Genomic DNA, 16,766 nt, shown 5'->3' with positions numbered 1-16,766 from the left:
CGCGCGACAGATCAACGCAGATCAACGACGGATCAACGCAGATCAATGACAGATCAAGCGGCACCGGCTACCGGGTCAGCCGGCGCTGACCTGTAGTTCCTTGACGCCGTTGATCCAGGCCGAGCGCAGCCGGCGCGGATCGCCGGTCAGTCGCAGGTCGGGCATCGCGTCGGCGACCGCGTTGAAGATGAGGTCGATCTCCAGGGTGGCGAGGGACTTGCCCAGGCAGAAGTGCGGGCCGCCGCCCCCGAATCCGAGGTGCGGGTTCGGGTCGCGGGTGATGTCGAAGACCTCCGGGGCGTCGAAGACCGCGGGGTCGTTGTTCGCGGAGGAGTAGAAAATGCCTACGCGGTCACCCTTCTTGATCAGCTTGTCGCCCAGTTCGGTGTCCTGGGTGGCCGTTCGCTGGAAGGAGAAGACCGGGGTCGCCCAGCGGACGATCTCCTCGGCGGCGGTCGCCGGGCGCTCCCGCTTGTAGAGGTCCCACTGGTCGGGGTGGGTGAGGAAGGCGTGCATGCCGTGGGTGATGGCGTTGCGGGTCGTCTCGTTGCCGGCGACGGCCAGCATCAGTACGAAGAAGCCGAACTCGTCCGAGGTGAGGTTGCCCTCGTCCTCGGCGGCCACCAGGGTGCTGACGATGTCCTTCGCCGGGCACTGCTTGCGGTCGGCGGCCATGTTCATCGCGTAGGCGAGGATCTCGGTGGCCGACTCCTGGCCGACCTCCGCGGTGATCGCGTACTCCGGGTCGTCGTACGCGATCATCTTGTTGGACCAGTCGAAGATCTTGGTCCGGTCCTCCTGCGGGACGCCGATCAGCTCGGCTATCGCCTGAAGGGGCAGTTCGCAGGCGACCTGCGTCACGAAGTCGAAGGAACCGCCGGGGCCCACGCCGGCGAGTGCGGTCTCGACGATCCGGCCCGCACGGGCGCGCAGGTTCTCTTCGAGGGCGCGGATGGCGCGGGGGGTGAAGCCGCGCTGCACGATCTGGCGGACCCGGGTGTGCTCGGGCGGGTCCATGTTGAGCAGGATCAGCCGCTGGGCGTCGACCGCGTCGCGCGGGATGTGCTCGTTGAAGCGGATGATCGCGGTGTTGAGGTAGGAGGAGAAGAGCTCCGGGTGCGTGGAGACGTACTTGACGTCCGCGTGCCGCGTGACGGCCCAGTAGCCCTCGTCCTGGAATCCGGCGATGCCGGGCCGCTGAGGAATCCAGTGGACCGGTTCGGCCTGGCGCAGCTCGGCCAACTCCGGGAGAGGCACGCGGTGGTGCAGCAGGTCGGGGTCGGTGAAATCGAACCCGTCGGGCAGCGCTGGACAGGGCATCGGCAACTCCAGGTCTGACGCCTGCGGTTCTGACGGTCTGCTTCTGGCCGTCTGCTTCTGACGGCCCATCAGGAACCGGGAATTGCCGTGAAGGTAGTAACGGGTTCTACAAGTGGCAAGAGGCGCGACGGGTCGAATTGCGTGCGGGATTCGTGCAGATCACAAGTTCGGAGGCTGCATGACCCTTGCGGAGACGGGCGACTCGTCAGCAGACTGCAAGGAGAACTAGAACGCGTACTAGTTCTGCGTGGCGGGTGGGCCGGGACGCCCGCGCCGCGCGGGTGACCCGAGGAGAGGAACTCCCCATGGCCGCGGAACCCGTGATCGTCGAAGCCGTACGCACCCCCATCGGCAAGCGCGGTGGCGCGCTCGCCAATCTGCACCCCGCCTACCTCCTGGGCGAGACCTACCGAGAACTCCTCGGCCGCACGGGCATCCAGGCCGACTGCGTCGAGCAGATCGTCGGCGGCACCGTGACGCACGCCGGCGAACAGTCCATGAACCCCGCGCGCACCGCCTGGCTCACCATGGGCCTGCCCTACGAGACGGCCGCGACGACCGTGGACTGTCAGTGCGGGTCCTCGCAGCAGGCCTCACACATGGTGGCCAACATGGTCGCGGCGGGGGTGATCGACGTCGGGATCAGCTGCGGGGTCGAGGCGATGTCGCGGGTCCCGCTGGGATCCGGGTCCAAGCACGGGCCCGGGAAGCCGTTCCCCGACGAGTGGAACGTGGACCTTCCCAACCAGTTCGAGGCGGCGGAGCGGATCGCGCGCCATCGAGGTCTGACCCGTGAGAACGTCGACTCGCTCGGCCTCATCTCCCAGGAGCGGGCCGCCATCGCCTGGTCCGAGGAACGCTTCAAGCGCGAGACGTTCGCCGTTCAGGTGCCCACGACGGAGGACGAACAGCGGGCCGGACAGGGCATGTGGCGGCTCGTCGACCGGGACGAGGGGCTGCGCGACACGTCGATGGAGGCACTGGCGAAGCTCAAGCCGGTGATGCCGACGGCCGTACACACGGCGGGCAACTCGTCGCAGATCAGCGACGGCGCGGCGGCGATCATGTGGGCCTCGAAACGGATGGCTCGGGCGCTGAAACTGAGGCCGAGGGCGCGGATCGTGGCGCAGGCGTTGGTCGGCGCGGACCCGCACTTCCACCTGGACGGACCGATCGACGCGACGAAGGCCGTACTCGGGAAGGCCGGCATGTCGCTGAAGGACATCGACCTGGTGGAGATCAACGAGGCGTTCGCTTCAGTGGTGTTGAGCTGGGCGCAGGTCTTCGAGCGGGACCTGGAGAAGGTGAACGTGAACGGGGGCGGGATCGCGCTGGGGCACCCGGTGGGTGCCACGGGAGCGCGGCTCATCACGACCGCCCTGCACGAACTCGAGCGGGCGGACAAGGAGTTCGCGCTGGTGACGATGTGTGCCGGTGGCGGGCTGGCCACCGGCACCATCATTCAGCGGCTGTAGTCGCCACGCGCGGCGGCACCGACGAACGCGGTGAAGGCGGTGGGGCCGAGGGTGAGGTGAGGCCCCGCCGGGTTCTTTGAGTCGCGTACGGCGTTGGTGGGCGTTGGGGGTTTCGGCGATCTCTACGCACGAGCCGCCTGTGCCGCCGCTCTACGTCGACTTGCCCCAGGGGGGGCCGAGGGGCGCGCATTCGGTGCAGTCGCCGCCCGTGTCACGTACGCTCGCTGAACTCCGGTGTCGGCAGCTTCATTCCGTGCCGTCTCGATCTGTCCGACCATCGAGCCCGTGTAGTTGATGACGCTGCCCAGCTGTTCCTGCGTCAGGCCGGCCGCCTCAGGTGTCGGCGCAGCTCGAACCCGTCGTAGTCGAGCGGCGAAGCACCGGGGTCCTGGGCGTGACCGAGCTGGTCACCGATGTCGTACGCCATGTCCCGGACCCGCGCTGCGACTTGCTGTTGCTACGGCAGTCGGCGGGGATTCGGATGGAGGTCGCGGATGGCTTCGCCCCAACTGCCCTTCGTCCCAGCCGGTTTGTCGTGGGAGTGGGAGGGCGCACGCGGGCTCGTCCTGCTCGATGTGATGGCCGCCAAGTGGGGAGTGTGGCCGGAGGCCGGGGGTGGCAGGACGGTGTGGTTCCAGTGCCGGGGTGACGACAGCGGCTGACGGTAGTGCGGGGGACGGGCGAGTCGGGGATGATGTGGGATCTTCGGCAGGGCCCCCGGGGCGTGGGGCAGGGCAGGGGGTTGCGGGTGGAGGCGTTCGAGGCGCTGGAAGCGGGGGATCCGGAGCAGGTCGGGCGGTACCGGATCGTGGCGCGGCTGGGTGCGGGCGGAATGGGCCGGGTGTATCTGGGGCGCTCGCCCGGCGGCCGGGCGGTGGCGGTGAAGGTGGTGCGCTCCGAACTGGCCGAGGACGGCGAGTTCCGGCGCCGGTTCGCCCGGGAGGTGGCCGCCGCCCGACGAGTCAACGGGATGTTCACCGCCGGTGTTGTGGACGCCGATCCGGACGGGTCGCCGGCATGGCTTGCGACGGCGTATGTGCCGGGCGTCGCGTTGGGCGATGCCGTGACCGCGCACGGGCCCTGGCCGCAGGGCCCGGTGCTGGCGCTCGGCGCCGGCCTCGCCGAGGCGCTGGAGGCGATCCACGCGGCCGATGTGGTCCACCGGGACCTCAAACCGTCGAACATCCTCCTCGCGGCGGACGGACCACGGGTGATCGATTTCGGGATCTCGGTGGCTCATGAGGCCAGCGCGTTGACCCGAACCGGCATGGTGGTGGGCACGCCGGGGTTCATGTCCCCCGAGCAGCTGACCGGTAAGCCCATCGGGCCCGCCAGCGATGTCTTCTCCCTCGGGGCGGTGCTGGCGTTCACCGCGACGGGATCGGGGCCGTTCGGGACTGGCTCGGGGCATGCCCTGAGCTTCCGCGTCGTCTACGAGGAACCCGACCTGGACCAACTCCCGCCCGCTCTGCGGTCCGTGGTGGCCCGCTGCCTGGCCAAGCAACCCGACCGGCGCCCGACGGTGGCGACGCTGCTGGAACAGCTGGCGGAGGCTGCCGCAGAGGAGACCGGGGAGGCTGAGGAGACCGGGGAGGCTGAGGCCGCCGGAGGGGCCGCCTCCGGGGAGGCCGTCACCCATACACCCACCCAGCCCGGCTGGCTCCCCGCACCGGTCGCCGCGACCCTGCACTCACGCACCACCACGCACGGGCCTACGGTCCCACCAGCACCAGCACCAGCACCAGCACCAGCACCAGCACCAGCACCAGCACCAGCACCAGCACCAGCACCAGCACCAGCACGGCAGCCCGACCCCGCTCCCGTACCGGCTCCCACCTCGGCTCCGGCTCCGGCACTGACCGAGACACCCGAATCCGAGACACCCACCTCGCCCGAATCCGCCTCATCCGAATCCGTCTCGCCCGAATCCGAGACACCCGAATCCGAGCCCGCGCCCAAGAGCCCGGAGGTGGCAGTAACCGGTGCCGGCCCGGCCGGGCTCCCGGCCGGCCTGACCCGTCGGCGCGCCCTGCTCGGCCTCGGCGGGGCCGCCGCCGCAGGACTGGGCTTCGCCGGCTGGAAGTTCAGCGACCGTGACTCCTCCGCCAAGGAATCCGAGGCCCCGCCCGGTTCCGGCCGAAGACCCAGCGCATCCCCTACGCCCACACCCACGCCCACACCCACTCGCGCCACCGTGGTCGGCGTGGCGCAGTGGAGTTTCGTCACGGGCGGCCTCGTGTACGCGTCACCGATCGTCGCCGACGACGTCGTCTACATCGGCAGCGGCACCGACAAGCTGTACGCGCTGGACATCCTGACCGGCGATCAGCGGTGGGCGTTCACCACCGGTGCGGACGTGTATTCGGAGCCGGCTGTCGCCGACGGGTCGGTCTACGTGGGCAGTGTGGACAGCTACCTGTACGCGGTGGACGCACGCACCGGCAAGCAACGGTGGAGATTCCTCACCGGCAAGAACGGCAGCTCGTCGCCGACTGTCGTCGACGGTGTGGTGTACGTGGGCGGTGGGGTCGACGTCACGTCCCGCCCCGAGGGATTCGGCAGCGACTACAAAGAGGGCTATGTGTACGCGGTCGACGCCGGCACCGGCAAGCAGCGGTGGAAGTTCACCACCCCCAGCCGAGTCGAGGAGCCGCCGACCGTTGTCGGCGGCGTGGTCTATGCCTGCAGTGTGAGCGGCACCGCGTATGCGGTGGACGCCGGCACCGGCAAGCAGCGGTGGAAATTCACCACCCGCGGCTTGCTGACCGCAGCCGTGGCCGTCGTCGACGGCGTGGTCTACGTCAGCAGCGAGGACGGCAACCTGTACGCGCTGGACGCCGCGACCGGCAAGCAGCGATGGAAATTCGCCACCGACAAATACGTGAGCGCGCCGACGGTCGTCGACGGGACGGTCTACGTGGGTGGCGGGGACGGCCACTTGTCCGCCGTGGACGTCGGCACCGGCAAGCAGCGATGGAAAAGCCGCATCGGCAAAGCCGAGTTCGTGAGCGCGCCGACGGTCGTCGACGGGGTGGCCTACGTGGGCAGCGGGGACGGCCACCTGTATGCCGTGGACGCCGGCACCGGCAAACAGCAGTGGAAATTCCGCACCGGCAGCCCCGTGAACGCGACGCCGGCCTTCGCTGACGGAGCGGTCTACATCAGCAGCGTGAACGGCATCGTGTACGCGGTGACGTAGTGACCGACCGACGTGGGCCTCCGGGCAGCGGGACGCGCCCGGTGCACTCAAGTCCACCACGGAGGTGCATGGTTCTCGCCAGGAACAGGCCGCCGCCACCGGCCCCATCTGATCGTCCACGATCACCGGCGGCCGGACAACAGCATCGCGACCGCGACCGCCGCCATGCCCAGAACGGCGCCGCGCTGCCGCGTCCCCGTGCGCATCCTTGTCCCCGTGCCCTTCCCCTGACGCCACTACCGCTGCCCTGCAAGGGTGCCCGGCACCGGCTTTCCCTACTACCGGGACGGAGGAATCGGCTCGCTGTCTCCCCTGGAACGGAAGGTGCGGCGGTACGTGTCCGGGGGTACGCCGACCGTGCGGTTGAAATGTCGGCGCAGCGTCGCGGCCGTGCCCATGCCGGTGGCTTCCGCGATGGCGTCGACGCTCGCGTCGGTGGCCTCCAGCAACTCCTGGGCGCGGCGGATCCGTTGAGTCAGCAGCCATCGCAGAGGGGTGGTGCCGGTCGCCGCCCTGAAGTGACGGCCCAGGTTGCGCGAGCTCATCCGTGCCTGGCGTGCCAGGTCCTCCACGGTCAGCGGGTGTTCAAGGCGTTCGATCACCCAGGGGAGCAGTGCGGCGAGCGGGTGGTCGTCCCGGGCGGGCACCGGAGTGGTGACGAACTGGGCCTGGCCGCCCGCCCGGTGCGGTGGCACGACCAGCCGGCGGGCGACCGCGTTGGCGACCGCCGAGCCGTGGTCGAGGCGGACCAGGTGCAGGCACAGATCCATCGCCGCGGCCTTGCCTGCGGAGCTGAGCACGCGGCCGTTGTCCACGTAGAGCACGTCCGGGTCGACCTCCACCCGGGGGTAGCGGGCGGCCAGGGCCTCGGTGTGCGCCCAGTGCGTGGTCGCGCGCCGACCGTCCAGCAGGCCGGCGGCGGCCAGTACGAACGCGCCCGTGCAGAGGGAGGCCACGCGCGCGCCTGCCTCGTGGGCCGCGCGCACCGCGTCGACCAGGTCGGCGGGCGGGTCCTCGTCGACATCGGCCCACGCGGGGACGATCACGGTGTCGGCGCGCGCGAGCTGGTCGAGCCCGCCGTCGGGCTCCAGCCGGAACCGGCCGACGCGCGCGGCGCCCGACCCGCAGACGGCGACGTCGTACCAAGGGACGGTCACGCCGACGGGCGCGGCGTCGAACACCTCGTACGCCAGGGACAGTTCGAAGTGCAGCATTCCGTCAGTGACGGCCAGTGCGACAGTGCCCATGTCCGAAATTGTACGGGCCATGGCGTTCCGGACACTCGTGCTGGTCGGCCGACATCGTCAGGATGTCCACAGCGGATCATTCGAGCACGGCGGGGAACTGGGGGAACTGATGGGATCGGCTCAGACGGTAGTGGTGTTCGGCGCGTACGGGCATACCGGGCGCTTTGTGGTGGCCGAGCTGCGGAATCGCGGGTTCGTCCCGGTTCTCTCCGGCCGCGACGCCGACAAGCTGGGGGCACTGGCGGCGTCCCATCCGGGGCTCGAAACCCGGCCGGCGGCCGCGGACGACCCGGCCTCACTGGACCGTGCGCTGGCCGGCGCGGCAGCCGTGATCAACTGCGCCGGGCCCTTCGAGGCGACGGCCGCCCCGGTGATCGAGGCGGCACTGCGCGCCGGGATCCCGTATGTGGATGTGGCAGCCGAGATCGAGGTCAACGCCGACACGTTCGCGCACTTCACGGACCGCGCCCGCGCCGCGGGAACTGTGATCGTCCCCGCGATGGCCTTCTACGGCGGCCTGGGCGACCTGTTGGTCACCGCGGCGATGGGCGACTGGACCGCGGCCGACGAGGCGCACATCGCGTACGGGCTGAACAACTGGCACCCCACCGCCGGCACGCGCACCACGGGCAAGGTCGCCAGACAGCGGCGGAACGGCCGGCGCGTCCGCTACACGAACGGACAGTTGGAGTACCGCGACGACGCCCCGCCGACCCTGAAGTGGGCCTTCCCCGACCCGATGGGCGTCCGGGCCGTCATCGGGGAGTTCACCATGGCCGATGTCGTCACCGTCCCCAGCCACCTGTCCATCCCTGAGGTGCGCACGTACATGACGGTCGAGGCGGCCAGGGACGTGTCGGCCCCGGAGACACCGGCGCCCACCACGGTCGACGAGCGCGGGCGGTCCACGCAGACCTTCCTCGTCGACGTCGTCGTGCGCTCGGGTGACGAGGAACGGCGCGCTGTGGCGAGGGGCCAGGACATCTACGCCGTCACCGCCCCGCTCGTCGTGGAAGCGGTCCACCGGGTCCTCACGGGACAGACCAGGACGGTGGGCGTGGCCTCCGCCGGTGAGATCTTCGACGCGCCCGACTTCCTCCGCGCGCTGTCCCCGCACATCTCCCTCGAACTGCGTCAGTAGCCCGATTCCGGCTCGGCGGGGCACTTGCCGGCGCCGGGGCCGCCGATCACTGCGACGTGGCCTGTCGGCAGCCTTCAGGACGTGGCGGCTCAGGACGTGCGCGGCACGCGAACGTCTCCAGTCCGCTGGGCGTTGACGAGCGACCGGTAGTGCTCATTGGTGTCGACGAGATCCCAGTGGGTGCCCGTGGCGACGACCCGGCCCGCGTCGAGGACGATGATCAGGTCCGCGGCGCGGATGGTCGACATGCGGTGCGCGATCACCAGCAGCGTGCACTCCGCCGTGGTCTCCCGGATCTACCTGCGGAGCGCCACTTCGTTGACCGCGTCCAGATGGGCCGTCGGCTCGTCCAGCAGGAGCAGGAGCAGGCGCGGCCGGGTCAGCAGGGCACGGGCGATCGCGATCCGCCGGCGTTCGCCGCCGGAGAGCGCCATGCCGTGCTCCCCGGCGTCGGTGTCCAGGCCCTGTGGCAGACGGTCGATCAGGTCCGTGAGGTGCGCCAGCTCGACCACCCGGTCCAGCTCGTCCTGTCCGGCGTCCGGGACGGCGTACGTCAGGTTCTCCCGCAGCGTGCCGTACAGCACCGGGGCATGCTGCTCCACCAGGCCTACCCGGGCCCGGTGGTCCGCTCGGCCGATCGCTCGTACGTCACGGCCGTCGAAGAGAATCCGGCCGCGATCCGGGTCGTAGAACCGCTCGATCAGTGCGAAGACGGTGGATTTTCCGACCCCTGAGCTGCCGATCAGAGCGACATGGGAGTGCTCCTGCACCGCGAAGGTCACGCCGTGCAGGACGGGGCGTCGCGGTTCGTAGCCGAACCACACGTCCCGGAACTCCAGTGCGGGTTCCCGCGGCCGCCCGCCGCTGCCGTCAGCTCGGTACGACGCCTGAGCCCCCGATCCGGATGCGGCGTCCTGCTCCGTGGGCAGGTCCAGCACTTCCATCACCCTCCGGTATGCGCCCATGCCCTGCTCCATGGTGCTGAGGGACTGGAACAGCGTGCCGATCGGCTCCACCAGATAGATCATGTACAGCAGGAAGGCGGCGAGATCGGCGATCGATCCCTGCCGGTCGGCGACCCGTATGCCGCCGATGAGCAGCACGACGATGAACGAGGCCTTGACGGCCAGTTGGATCGCCGGTGTCACCATCGCGTCCAGCTTCGCCATGCGCACGCTGCCCGCGTAAGCCGATCTGGCCCCACCCGCGATACATTGCCTGGCGGCGGGCACCGCGCCGCGGATACCGCGAGCCCCGGGCGGCGGCGGCCCGGGTCGCCTCCTCGATGCGCACATCCCGGTCTCCCCATCGTCCCAACAGCCAGGGGCTACCGGATGGATGACGGACCAAATTTCGCGGCCGACGACGAAGTCTGAATTAAAGGCGGAGGGTTGACTGGCAGTCCGGAAATTCAGGCCACCACGGCGGAAGGGCAGCGGAGCCGGTTGCCGGCGCGCCCGCCCAGTTGGTGAATCGGCGGTTGCAGAACAACAACGGGACGACGAGGAAAGGTGGTTGACCGCACCATCATGAAGGCCTGGAAAAATTTGCCCTCTCATACGGTGAAGGCGGCGGCCCCGGGATGGGGGCCGCCGCCTTCGCGTGTGCGGTGCCGTGCGGGCCGGTCAGTACCAGCCGTTCGCCTGCCAGAAGTTCCAGGCGCCGATCGGGCTGCCGTAGCGGTCGTTCATGTAGTCCAGGCCCCACTCGATCTGCGTGGCGGCGCTGGTCTTCCAGTCCGAGCCCGCCGCAGCCATCTTCGACGCGGGCAGCGCCTGCACCAGACCGTAGGCACCGGACGAGGAGTTCGTCGCGTCGACGTCCCAGCCGCTCTCGTGCTCGACGATCTTGCTGAACGCGGCGAACTGCGCGGCGTTCGGGATCATCTTGTGCGCGATCGCCTTGGCCGAGGTGGAGGAGGCCGAGGCCGCCGTGGGGGTCGCGGCCTCGGCGGGGGCCGCCGCGAGCACCATGCCGGCGGTGGCGGCGGCCACGGCGGCACCGGTGAGGGCCTTCTTCGGAGTGGCGATGCGGCGGACGCGGGTGGAGATGGACACGTAGAACCTTTTCTTCGGGGACGGGGCGGCCGCTCGTACGCCGTGACACGGACTCGTGACATGGGCTCGTGACACGGGCCCGGCATGCGTCGGCGCCGAGGCCCGGGTGGGCACGTCGGCGCCTTGCGACTCCTCCAGAGAAACAGGCTCGCGCCGCGTCCGCAATCACCCCTTTTACTAGTTGTGGTCGCATGTGGGGTGAAAGTCGAGTTTGTGATGCGCGTCTCAATTCGCAGGTCAGAGTGGGTGCGGGCGCGTACATGCCACGCTCATGGGTCTACGATCCGGCTTCGTATGTGATCCACGTCCTGTGGGGTGCTTCACGCCTCTCGTAACGGACCGTGCGAGGGCGTGCGCGAACTGTCTGCCCGCGTGTGACGCGGGCCGCGGATCAGCTCGGCTCGAACGTGACCGGGGTCTCGAAAGCCGCCCTCCGCGTGGCCCGGCGCAGCGCCTTGAGGACGGTCGCGCCCAGAGTGAGGGTCAGGACGACGGTCACCACCGCCCGGCCCAGGTCCCAGCCGAGGGAGGTGGCCAGGCAGTACGCGACGAAGCGGGCCAGGTTGGTGTCCACGCCGTCGTGCGGGTCGAAGGCGACGTTCGACGCCAAGGCGTCCATGAAGGGCCAGCCGGCCAGGTTCATGAACGTGCCGTACGCGAAGGCGGCCGCGAATCCGTACGCGGCGAGCAGGACCAGCTCACCCCGGCCCCGCAGCCGGTCGGGACCCGGCAGCAGCCCCGCGCCCATCGCGAACCAGCCCATGGACAGCATCTGGAACGGCATCCACGGCCCGACCCCGCCCGTGAGCAGCGCGGACGCGAACATCGTGACCGCCCCGAGCACGAACCCGAACCCCGGCCCCAGCACCCTCCCACTCAGCACCATCAGAAAGAACATCGGCTCGATCCCCGCCGTCCCGGCCCCGATCGGCCGCAGCGCGGCACCGGTCGCGGCGAGCACACCGAGCATGGCGACGGCCTTCGGACCCAGCCCGGACTCGGAGATCGCCGCCGAGACGACCCCGACCAGCAGGACGAGCAGCCCGGCGAAGAGCCATGGCGCGTCCTTCGAGTGCGCGCCGACCTGGGAGGTCGGCCCGCTGAAGAAGGGCCAGGTGAGTGCGGCCAGACCGATGGCGCTGACGAGGGCGAGGGTGGCGAGGGAGCGGGGGCCCAGGCGGATGGGGCGGGCTTGGGGCTGACTCGGACGGGCTTGGGGCTGAATCAGCGGTGCTTGAGGCCGACTCACAGGTTCGCTCCCTCTTCCCGTCCGGGCGCGCGGAGCGCCTCGCGTACCTGGGTCACCGTGAGCCACTTCTGCGGGGCGAGGATCTTCGCGACCTGGGGCGCGAAGGACGGGGAGGCGACGACGACCGCGGCCGTCGGGCCGTCGGCGACGGGTTCGCCGTCGGCGAGGATGACGACCCGGTGGGAGAGCTCGGCGGCCAGTTCCACGTCGTGGGTGGCCAGGACGATGGCGTGACCCTCGGCCGCCAGGCCCCGCAGGACCGTGACCAGGCGGGACTTCGCCGCGTAGTCGAGGCCGCGGGTCGGCTCGTCGAGAAGGAGCAGCGGCGGGCGGGCCGTGAGGACGACGGCCAGCGCCAGCGCGAGCCGCTGCCCCTCGGAGAGGTCCCGCGGGTGCGTGTCGTCCTCGATGCCCGGAAGCAGCTCGGACACCAGGGCCCGGCACGTGCCCGGCTCGGTGCCCGCGTCACCGTCGGCCGCCGCGCACTCGGCGGCCACCGTGTCCGCGTACAGCAGGTCGCGGGGCTCCTGGGGTACGAGGCCGACGCGGCGGACGAGGTCACGGGGAGCCGTGCGATGGGGCTCGACGCCACCGACTCGTACGGATCCCGCCGCGGGCGCGACCAGGCCGACGAGCGCGGAGAGCAGCGTGGACTTCCCGGCGCCGTTGCGGCCCATGAGGGCGACGGTCTCGCCGGGGGCGACGGCGAGGGTGACGTGGTGGAGCACCTCGGTGCGGTCTCGGCGGACGGCGAGGTTGTCGACCACCGCCGGCCGCAGGGGAGTTGGGGCTGGGGGGTACTCGGGAGTGCGCTTACGGAAGAGTCGCGTGCGGCGGGGAGACGGGGCGGTGTGTTCTGTTCCGCGTACGTCCTCCGTTCCGCCTCCTTCCGTGCCCGCTCCCGCGCCCATGCCCGAGCCCGCAGCCTCGTACGGGACCCCCTCCAGCCGTTCCCGCAACGCCGCCGCCCGCCGCCGCGCGTCCCGCACCGTCAGCGGCAGGGGCGACCACTCGGCGAGCCGGCCCAGGGCCACGACCGGCGGGTACACCGGAGACACGGCCATGACCTCGGACGGTGTGCCCAGCACCAGCGGGGCGCCCGGGGAGGGGAGGAGGGCGACCTGGTCGGCGTACTGGATGACGCGTTCCAGTCGGTGTTCGGCCATGAGGACCGTCGTGCCGAGGTCGTGGACGAGGCGCTGGAGAACGGCGAGGACCTCCTCCGCGGCGGCCGGGTCGAGGGCCGAGGTCGGTTCGTCGAGGACCAGGACTCTGGGGTGCGGGGTGAGGACCGAGCCGATCGCGACGCGTTGCTGCTGGCCGCCGGAGAGCGTGGAGATGGGGCGGTCGCGAAGGTCGGCGAGGCCGAGCAGGTCCAGGGTTTCCTCGACGCGGCGGCGCATCACGTCCGGAGCCAGGCCCAACGACTCCATTCCGTACGCGAGTTCGTCCTCGACCGTGTCCGTCACGAAGTGCGACAGCGGGTCCTGGCCCACCGTGCCGACCACGTCGGCGAGTTCACGCGGCTTGTGCGTCCGCGTGTCACGGCCCGCGACCGTCACGCGTCCGCGCAGGGTGCCGCCCGTGAAGTGTGGGACCAGTCCGCTCACCGCGCTCAGCACCGTCGACTTCCCAACGCCGGAAGGTCCGACCAGCAGCACCAACTCGCCCTCGGGCACGGTGAGTTCGATGCCCTGGACGGTGGGTCCGGCCGCCCCGTCGTACGTCACGGAGACGTCCTCGAAGCGGATCATGAGGGCTGCTCCTTGGGGTTCAGGGGCGGGGGCGGGGCAGGGGTCGGGCTGGCGTTTGGGCTGGGGTTCGGGTTCGGGGCGACGAAGGAAGGGAGGAGACCGAGCAGGATCGTCGCCGCGGGCCAGAGGGGGAGGGTCGGCGCGGTCAGGGGGACGACGCCGGGGTGCAGGGCCGCGGAGTCGTAGGAGGCGTACAGGATCAGCGTCGTCGCGACCGCCACGCCGGACGCGGTGACCAGCCACGCGCGGACGCCCCACGCGTCCGGCCGGTACCGCGTGCGCAGCGAGCGGCGGCCGCCGAGCCACAGTCCGGCGAGGGCCGCGGCGAGTCCGGTGAGCAGTACGGGCAGGCCGTAGCTGCCGCCTTCCGCGGTGAGCAGGCCGTACGTGCCCGCGCAGACCCCGACCAGGCCGCCGAGCGTGAGCGCGGCGGTGGTGCGGCGGACGGTGGGCGGTACGTCGGCGCTGCGGCCGTAGCCGCGCGCGTCCATCGCCGCCGCGAGGGAGACAGACCGCTCCAACGCGCCCTCCAGGACCGGGAGTCCGACCTGGAGCAGGCCGCGCATGCCGTTGTCGGGACGGCCGCGCAGACGGCGCGCGGCACGCAGGCGCTGGACGTCCGCGATGAGGTTCGGGGCGAAGGTGAGCGCGACGACCACGGCGACTCCCGCCTCGTACAAGGCTCCTGGGAGGGATTTGAGGAGGCGGGCCGGGTTCGCGAGGGCGTTCGCCGCGCCCACGCAGACGAGGAGCGTGGCGAGTTTCAGGCCGTCGTACAGGGCGAAGACGAGGCCTTCCGCGGTGACCCGTCCGCCGATGCGGATGCCCTGGGCCCAGTCGGGGAGGGGGAGTTCGGGCAGGGTGACAAGTATGTGCGTGCCGGGGATGGGCGAGCCGAGGAGGACGGCGAAGGCGAGGCGGATGACGAGTACGACGAGGGCGAGTTTGACGAAGGCACCGTAGGAGCGGGACCAGGGGGCTGCTGTCCGGCGGGCCGCCACCACGTATCCGGCCACGCCGATCAGCAGCGCCAGGAGGAGGGGGTTCGTGGTGCGGGAGGCGGCCGTTCCCAGGCCGAGGGCCCAGAGCCACCAGGCGCCGGAGTGCAGGGCGTTGGAGCGGATGGCCTCGGGGGCGCGGAGTTTTCGCTGGGCCTTGTCGGAAACGGTGGCCGGAGTCGTGGGCACGGCAGTAGCGGCGGGCTGACCGTTGGTGTCGGGGGTCATCGCGGTGGTCCCGTCAGCCTCGGCGCCGACGCGCCTGCCAGATCGCTGCCGCGCCGAGCGCGGCCACCGCCGCGACCCCGACGACCAACCCCGCCGACGGCCCACGATCCTCGGAACCACCCTCCCTGGACTCACCCTTCCCGGATTCACTGCCACCGGAATCGCCCTCCCCCTGGCGCGACGCGGTGGCCCTCGGCTCGTCGGCCGAGACCGGCTCGCCGCAGCCCGTGCGGGGGTAACCGGCGATCGCGCACAGCAGAGCGTTCGAGTCGTACCGGAGTGGCTTCGCGACCGCGGCCAGCGCGTCCGCCGTCGTCGCGTCGGCGGCGACGCGGGCGCAGGCCGTACGCGGACGGGGCGGCGTCTCGCCGGACGGGGCGTCCGAGGCCGTGCCGAAGTCGAGGACAAGGCCGACCCGTTTCGAACCGTCCCGCGCGGGCGTCTTCGCGCAGATCGTCGCGAAGTCCGCCTCGCCCCGAGGCTTCGCCGAGTCCTTGGAGTCCTCGCTCACCGAGAACCGGAACCCCTGGACGTCACCGTCCGAGGGCCGTGCGGTCGACGGCCCCTGTGTCGCGTACACCCACGCTCCCGTACCCGTACCCGTACCCGTACCCGTACCCGTACCTGTTCCTGAACCGCTGTCGGAATCCCGCTCCCAGAAGGACCAGTAGCGGTAGCCGGCCGCCTGGGCCTGCCCCGCCGCGGCCGTCGTTCCGAGTACGGCGAGCAGAAGAGCCAGGACCAGCAGAGCCGGGCGGCGGCGGTGGCGGGTCACGGCTGCTGCTTCTTGTTGCGGCCGCTGATGAGGAAACCGACGCCGATGCCGCCGACGAGGCCGACGCCGATGATCCACCAGACGCTGACCCCGCCGTCGTCGTCCTCCTCCTCGTCCTTCGCCTGGTCGCTCGGGACGGCCGAGGAGTCGGAGGTGGAGTCGGATGTCCGGCCCGCGGGGCCGGTCGCGCCCAGCTGCTTCACGAGGTCGGCGCCGCCGAAGTCACGCGGGTCCGTGCCTGTGGCGTGCGCCGCGAAGATCAGCTGCGCGTACGCGGCCGGGCCGCTCTTCGCCGCCCAGGTACCGGAGTTCTTCTCCAGCCAGGCCAGCGGCTTCCCGGCGCCGGCCGGCCGGCCCGCGGCGGCGAGCGCGACGACCGAGTCGGCGGTGTTGCCGTGGTCGGGCTGGTCCTCGGCACCGGCGAGGGCGGACTTCAGGTAGCCGTCCTTGGCGAGCGAGTCGGCGAGGTACGCGGCACCGTTGGCCGCCGCGTCCTCACGCGTGAGGGAGCCGCCGCCGGCACACTCGTCCGCGGACGAAGTGTCCCCGGCGTCCCCGGCCTCCGTGACGAGCCCCTTGCCGAGCGCGCCGAGCACACCCGCCGCGGTGGCGTCCGCGTTCGCCGCGAGCCCGCCCTTCTTGTCGGGCTGGAAAGCGAGAGCGCCGCCGCCGTCCTCGTCGCACGGGACGGAGAACGCGAGCAGCGCGTCGTACGGTGTGTTGTCGCCCTTCGACGGCACGTCCTCCGGGTCGGTGTCCGCCGCCTGGAGGGCCCCGATCACGACCGACGTCGAGTTGGCGTCACTGGCGCCGCCGGGGGCGTACCCCCACCCGCCGTCCTCGTTCTGTACGGACTTCAGCCACTTCACGGCCGCGCCGGTCACGGAGTCGTGCCCGCCGAGCGCCTCCAGGGCCTGCACCGCGGCGGCGGTGCCGTTCGTGTCGACCATGGTCTTGGCGTCGCACTTCGCGGTCGCGTCGGCGCGGTAGGGCGCGAAGGCCCCGTTCGCGCACTGCTGTCCGACGAGCCAGTCGACGGCCTTCGCGGCGGGGTTCACGCCCACGGTGTGCTGGGCGAGCAGCGCGAGCGACTGCCGCCAGACGCCGTCGTACGTGGGGTCGGTGCTGCCGAAAAGGCCCGAGGGAATCGCCTGCGAAGGGGCCGCGCCGGGGGACTCGTCGGCGAGGGCGGCCGACGCGAACGCCGAGCCGATCACGGCGGTGGCGGCCAGTACCGCGGCGCTGCGGCGGACAAACATGATCGGCGGATGCCTCCCTGCGGGGAGCGGGCAGCCCAGATGCCCGGGCGGCTCGGCTCCGTGT

14 protein-coding genes and 2 pseudogenes are annotated in these 16,766 nt (G+C 71.2%); 4 read left to right on the top strand and 12 right to left on the bottom strand.

Going from position 1 to position 16,766, the window contains the following annotated elements; translation table 11 throughout:
* Nucleotides 1-75 precede the first annotated feature (75 nt).
* Nucleotides 76-1,320 (bottom strand): cytochrome P450, encoded by a 1,245-nt coding sequence (locus tag ACTWQR_RS28160; protein ID WP_443229975.1) that lies wholly within the window; start codon nt 1,318-1,320, stop codon nt 76-78.
* A 305-nt stretch (nt 1,321-1,625) separates the two neighbouring features.
* On the opposite strand from ACTWQR_RS28160, the gene ACTWQR_RS28155 reads away from it, so the two are divergent.
* The gene (locus tag ACTWQR_RS28155) at nt 1,626-2,795 is read left to right on the top strand and encodes a steroid 3-ketoacyl-CoA thiolase (RefSeq protein ID WP_443229974.1); all 1,170 of its coding nucleotides are present in this window, start codon (nt 1,626-1,628) and stop codon (nt 2,793-2,795) included.
* Here ACTWQR_RS28155 and ACTWQR_RS28150 read toward each other — a convergent pair.
* Together ACTWQR_RS28150 and ACTWQR_RS28145 are read right to left on the bottom strand one after the other, a co-directional pair.
* Nucleotides 2,783-2,854: pseudogene (locus tag ACTWQR_RS28150) on the bottom strand (hypothetical protein); the annotation flags it as partial. The gene ACTWQR_RS28155 and the pseudogene ACTWQR_RS28150 sit on opposite strands and share 13 nt — an antisense overlap.
* A gap of 158 nt (nt 2,855-3,012) precedes the next feature.
* Nucleotides 3,013-3,222: pseudogene (locus tag ACTWQR_RS28145) on the bottom strand (helix-turn-helix domain-containing protein); the annotation flags it as partial.
* 67 nt (nt 3,223-3,289) lie between these two features.
* Between ACTWQR_RS28145 and ACTWQR_RS28140 the strand changes: the two are divergent.
* Both ACTWQR_RS28140 and ACTWQR_RS28135 read left to right on the top strand, forming a co-directional pair.
* The gene (locus tag ACTWQR_RS28140) at nt 3,290-3,457 is read left to right on the top strand and encodes a hypothetical protein (RefSeq protein WP_443229973.1); all 168 of its coding nucleotides are present in this window, start codon (nt 3,290-3,292) and stop codon (nt 3,455-3,457) included.
* A gap of 62 nt (nt 3,458-3,519) precedes the next feature.
* A complete protein-coding gene (locus ACTWQR_RS28135) occupies nt 3,520-5,994 on the top strand; it encodes an outer membrane protein assembly factor BamB family protein (RefSeq protein ID WP_443229972.1) in 2,475 nt (824 codons plus the stop codon).
* A 278-nt stretch (nt 5,995-6,272) separates the two neighbouring features.
* On the opposite strand, the gene ACTWQR_RS28130 is transcribed toward ACTWQR_RS28135, so the two are convergent.
* Complete coding sequence (locus ACTWQR_RS28130) at nt 6,273-7,241, bottom strand: helix-turn-helix domain-containing protein (RefSeq protein ID WP_443229971.1); 969 nt, start codon at nt 7,239-7,241, stop codon at nt 6,273-6,275.
* Between the two features lie 109 nt (nt 7,242-7,350).
* Here ACTWQR_RS28130 and ACTWQR_RS28125 point away from each other — a divergent pair, with 109 nt between their 5' ends.
* Nucleotides 7,351-8,382: a saccharopine dehydrogenase family protein gene (locus ACTWQR_RS28125; RefSeq protein WP_443230039.1), complete on the top strand. Its 1,032-nt coding sequence runs from the start codon at nt 7,351-7,353 to the stop codon at nt 8,380-8,382.
* An 89-nt stretch (nt 8,383-8,471) separates the two neighbouring features.
* Here ACTWQR_RS28125 and ACTWQR_RS28120 read toward each other — a convergent pair whose 3' ends face one another.
* From ACTWQR_RS28120 to ACTWQR_RS28085, 8 genes are all read right to left on the bottom strand, one after another.
* Nucleotides 8,472-8,630: a hypothetical protein gene (locus ACTWQR_RS28120; RefSeq protein ID WP_443229970.1), complete on the bottom strand. Its 159-nt coding sequence runs from the start codon at nt 8,628-8,630 to the stop codon at nt 8,472-8,474.
* 48 nt (nt 8,631-8,678) lie between these two features.
* Nucleotides 8,679-9,551, bottom strand: a complete 873-nt coding sequence (locus tag ACTWQR_RS28115; protein ID WP_443230038.1) for an ATP-binding cassette domain-containing protein — start codon at nt 9,549-9,551, stop codon at nt 8,679-8,681.
* Nucleotides 9,552-10,007: 456 nt separating this feature from the next.
* Entirely contained in the window at nt 10,008-10,439 is a 432-nt protein-coding gene (locus tag ACTWQR_RS28110; RefSeq protein ID WP_443229969.1) for a transglycosylase SLT domain-containing protein, read from the bottom strand.
* 391 nt (nt 10,440-10,830) lie between these two features.
* Nucleotides 10,831-11,688 carry an ECF transporter S component gene (locus ACTWQR_RS28105; RefSeq protein ID WP_443229968.1) on the bottom strand — a complete coding sequence of 286 codons (858 nt, stop codon included), beginning with the start codon at nt 11,686-11,688 and terminating at the stop codon, nt 10,831-10,833.
* The gene (locus ACTWQR_RS28100; protein ID WP_443229967.1) at nt 11,685-13,442 is read right to left on the bottom strand and encodes an ABC transporter ATP-binding protein; all 1,758 of its coding nucleotides are present in this window, start codon (nt 13,440-13,442) and stop codon (nt 11,685-11,687) included. Before ACTWQR_RS28100 ends, ACTWQR_RS28105 begins: the two co-directional genes overlap by 4 nt.
* The gene (locus ACTWQR_RS28095; protein ID WP_443229966.1) at nt 13,439-14,668 is read right to left on the bottom strand and encodes an energy-coupling factor transporter transmembrane component T; all 1,230 of its coding nucleotides are present in this window, start codon (nt 14,666-14,668) and stop codon (nt 13,439-13,441) included. Before ACTWQR_RS28095 ends, ACTWQR_RS28100 begins: the two co-directional genes overlap by 4 nt.
* A 13-nt stretch (nt 14,669-14,681) precedes the next feature.
* Complete coding sequence (locus ACTWQR_RS28090; RefSeq protein ID WP_443229965.1) at nt 14,682-15,443, bottom strand: SCO2322 family protein; 762 nt, start codon at nt 15,441-15,443, stop codon at nt 14,682-14,684.
* A complete protein-coding gene (locus ACTWQR_RS28085) occupies nt 15,440-16,702 on the bottom strand; it encodes a prenyltransferase/squalene oxidase repeat-containing protein (RefSeq protein ID WP_443230037.1) in 1,263 nt (420 codons plus the stop codon). The genes ACTWQR_RS28090 and ACTWQR_RS28085 overlap by 4 nt, the downstream gene beginning before the upstream one ends.
* Nucleotides 16,703-16,766: the final 64 nt, after the last annotated feature.

The sequence above is a fragment of the Streptomyces sp. 2A115 genome, assembly GCF_052245575.1.
In the GTDB taxonomy this organism is placed as follows: domain Bacteria; phylum Actinomycetota; class Actinomycetes; order Streptomycetales; family Streptomycetaceae; genus Streptomyces.
This window is presented reverse-complemented; position numbering and strand designations above follow the sequence as displayed.

Coding starts and splice junctions, on each gene's coding strand:
- ACTWQR_RS28160 (WP_443229975.1), bottom strand. CDS start 1,320: ATGCCCTGTCCAGCGCTGCCCGACGGGTTCGATTTCACCGACCCCGAC.
- ACTWQR_RS28155 (WP_443229974.1), top strand. CDS start 1,626: ATGGCCGCGGAACCCGTGATCGTCGAAGCCGTACGCACCCCCATCGGC.
- ACTWQR_RS28140 (WP_443229973.1), top strand. CDS start 3,290: ATGGCTTCGCCCCAACTGCCCTTCGTCCCAGCCGGTTTGTCGTGGGAG.
- ACTWQR_RS28130 (WP_443229971.1), bottom strand. CDS start 7,241: ATGGGCACTGTCGCACTGGCCGTCACTGACGGAATGCTGCACTTCGAA.
- ACTWQR_RS28125 (WP_443230039.1), top strand. CDS start 7,351: ATGGGATCGGCTCAGACGGTAGTGGTGTTCGGCGCGTACGGGCATACC.
- ACTWQR_RS28120 (WP_443229970.1), bottom strand. CDS start 8,630: ATGTCGACCATCCGCGCCGCGGACCTGATCATCGTCCTCGACGCGGGC.
- ACTWQR_RS28115 (WP_443230038.1), bottom strand. CDS start 9,551: ATGGCGAAGCTGGACGCGATGGTGACACCGGCGATCCAACTGGCCGTC.
- ACTWQR_RS28100 (WP_443229967.1), bottom strand. CDS start 13,442: ATGATCCGCTTCGAGGACGTCTCCGTGACGTACGACGGGGCGGCCGGA.
- ACTWQR_RS28095 (WP_443229966.1), bottom strand. CDS start 14,668: ATGACCCCCGACACCAACGGTCAGCCCGCCGCTACTGCCGTGCCCACG.
- ACTWQR_RS28085 (WP_443230037.1), bottom strand. CDS start 16,702: ATGTTTGTCCGCCGCAGCGCCGCGGTACTGGCCGCCACCGCCGTGATC.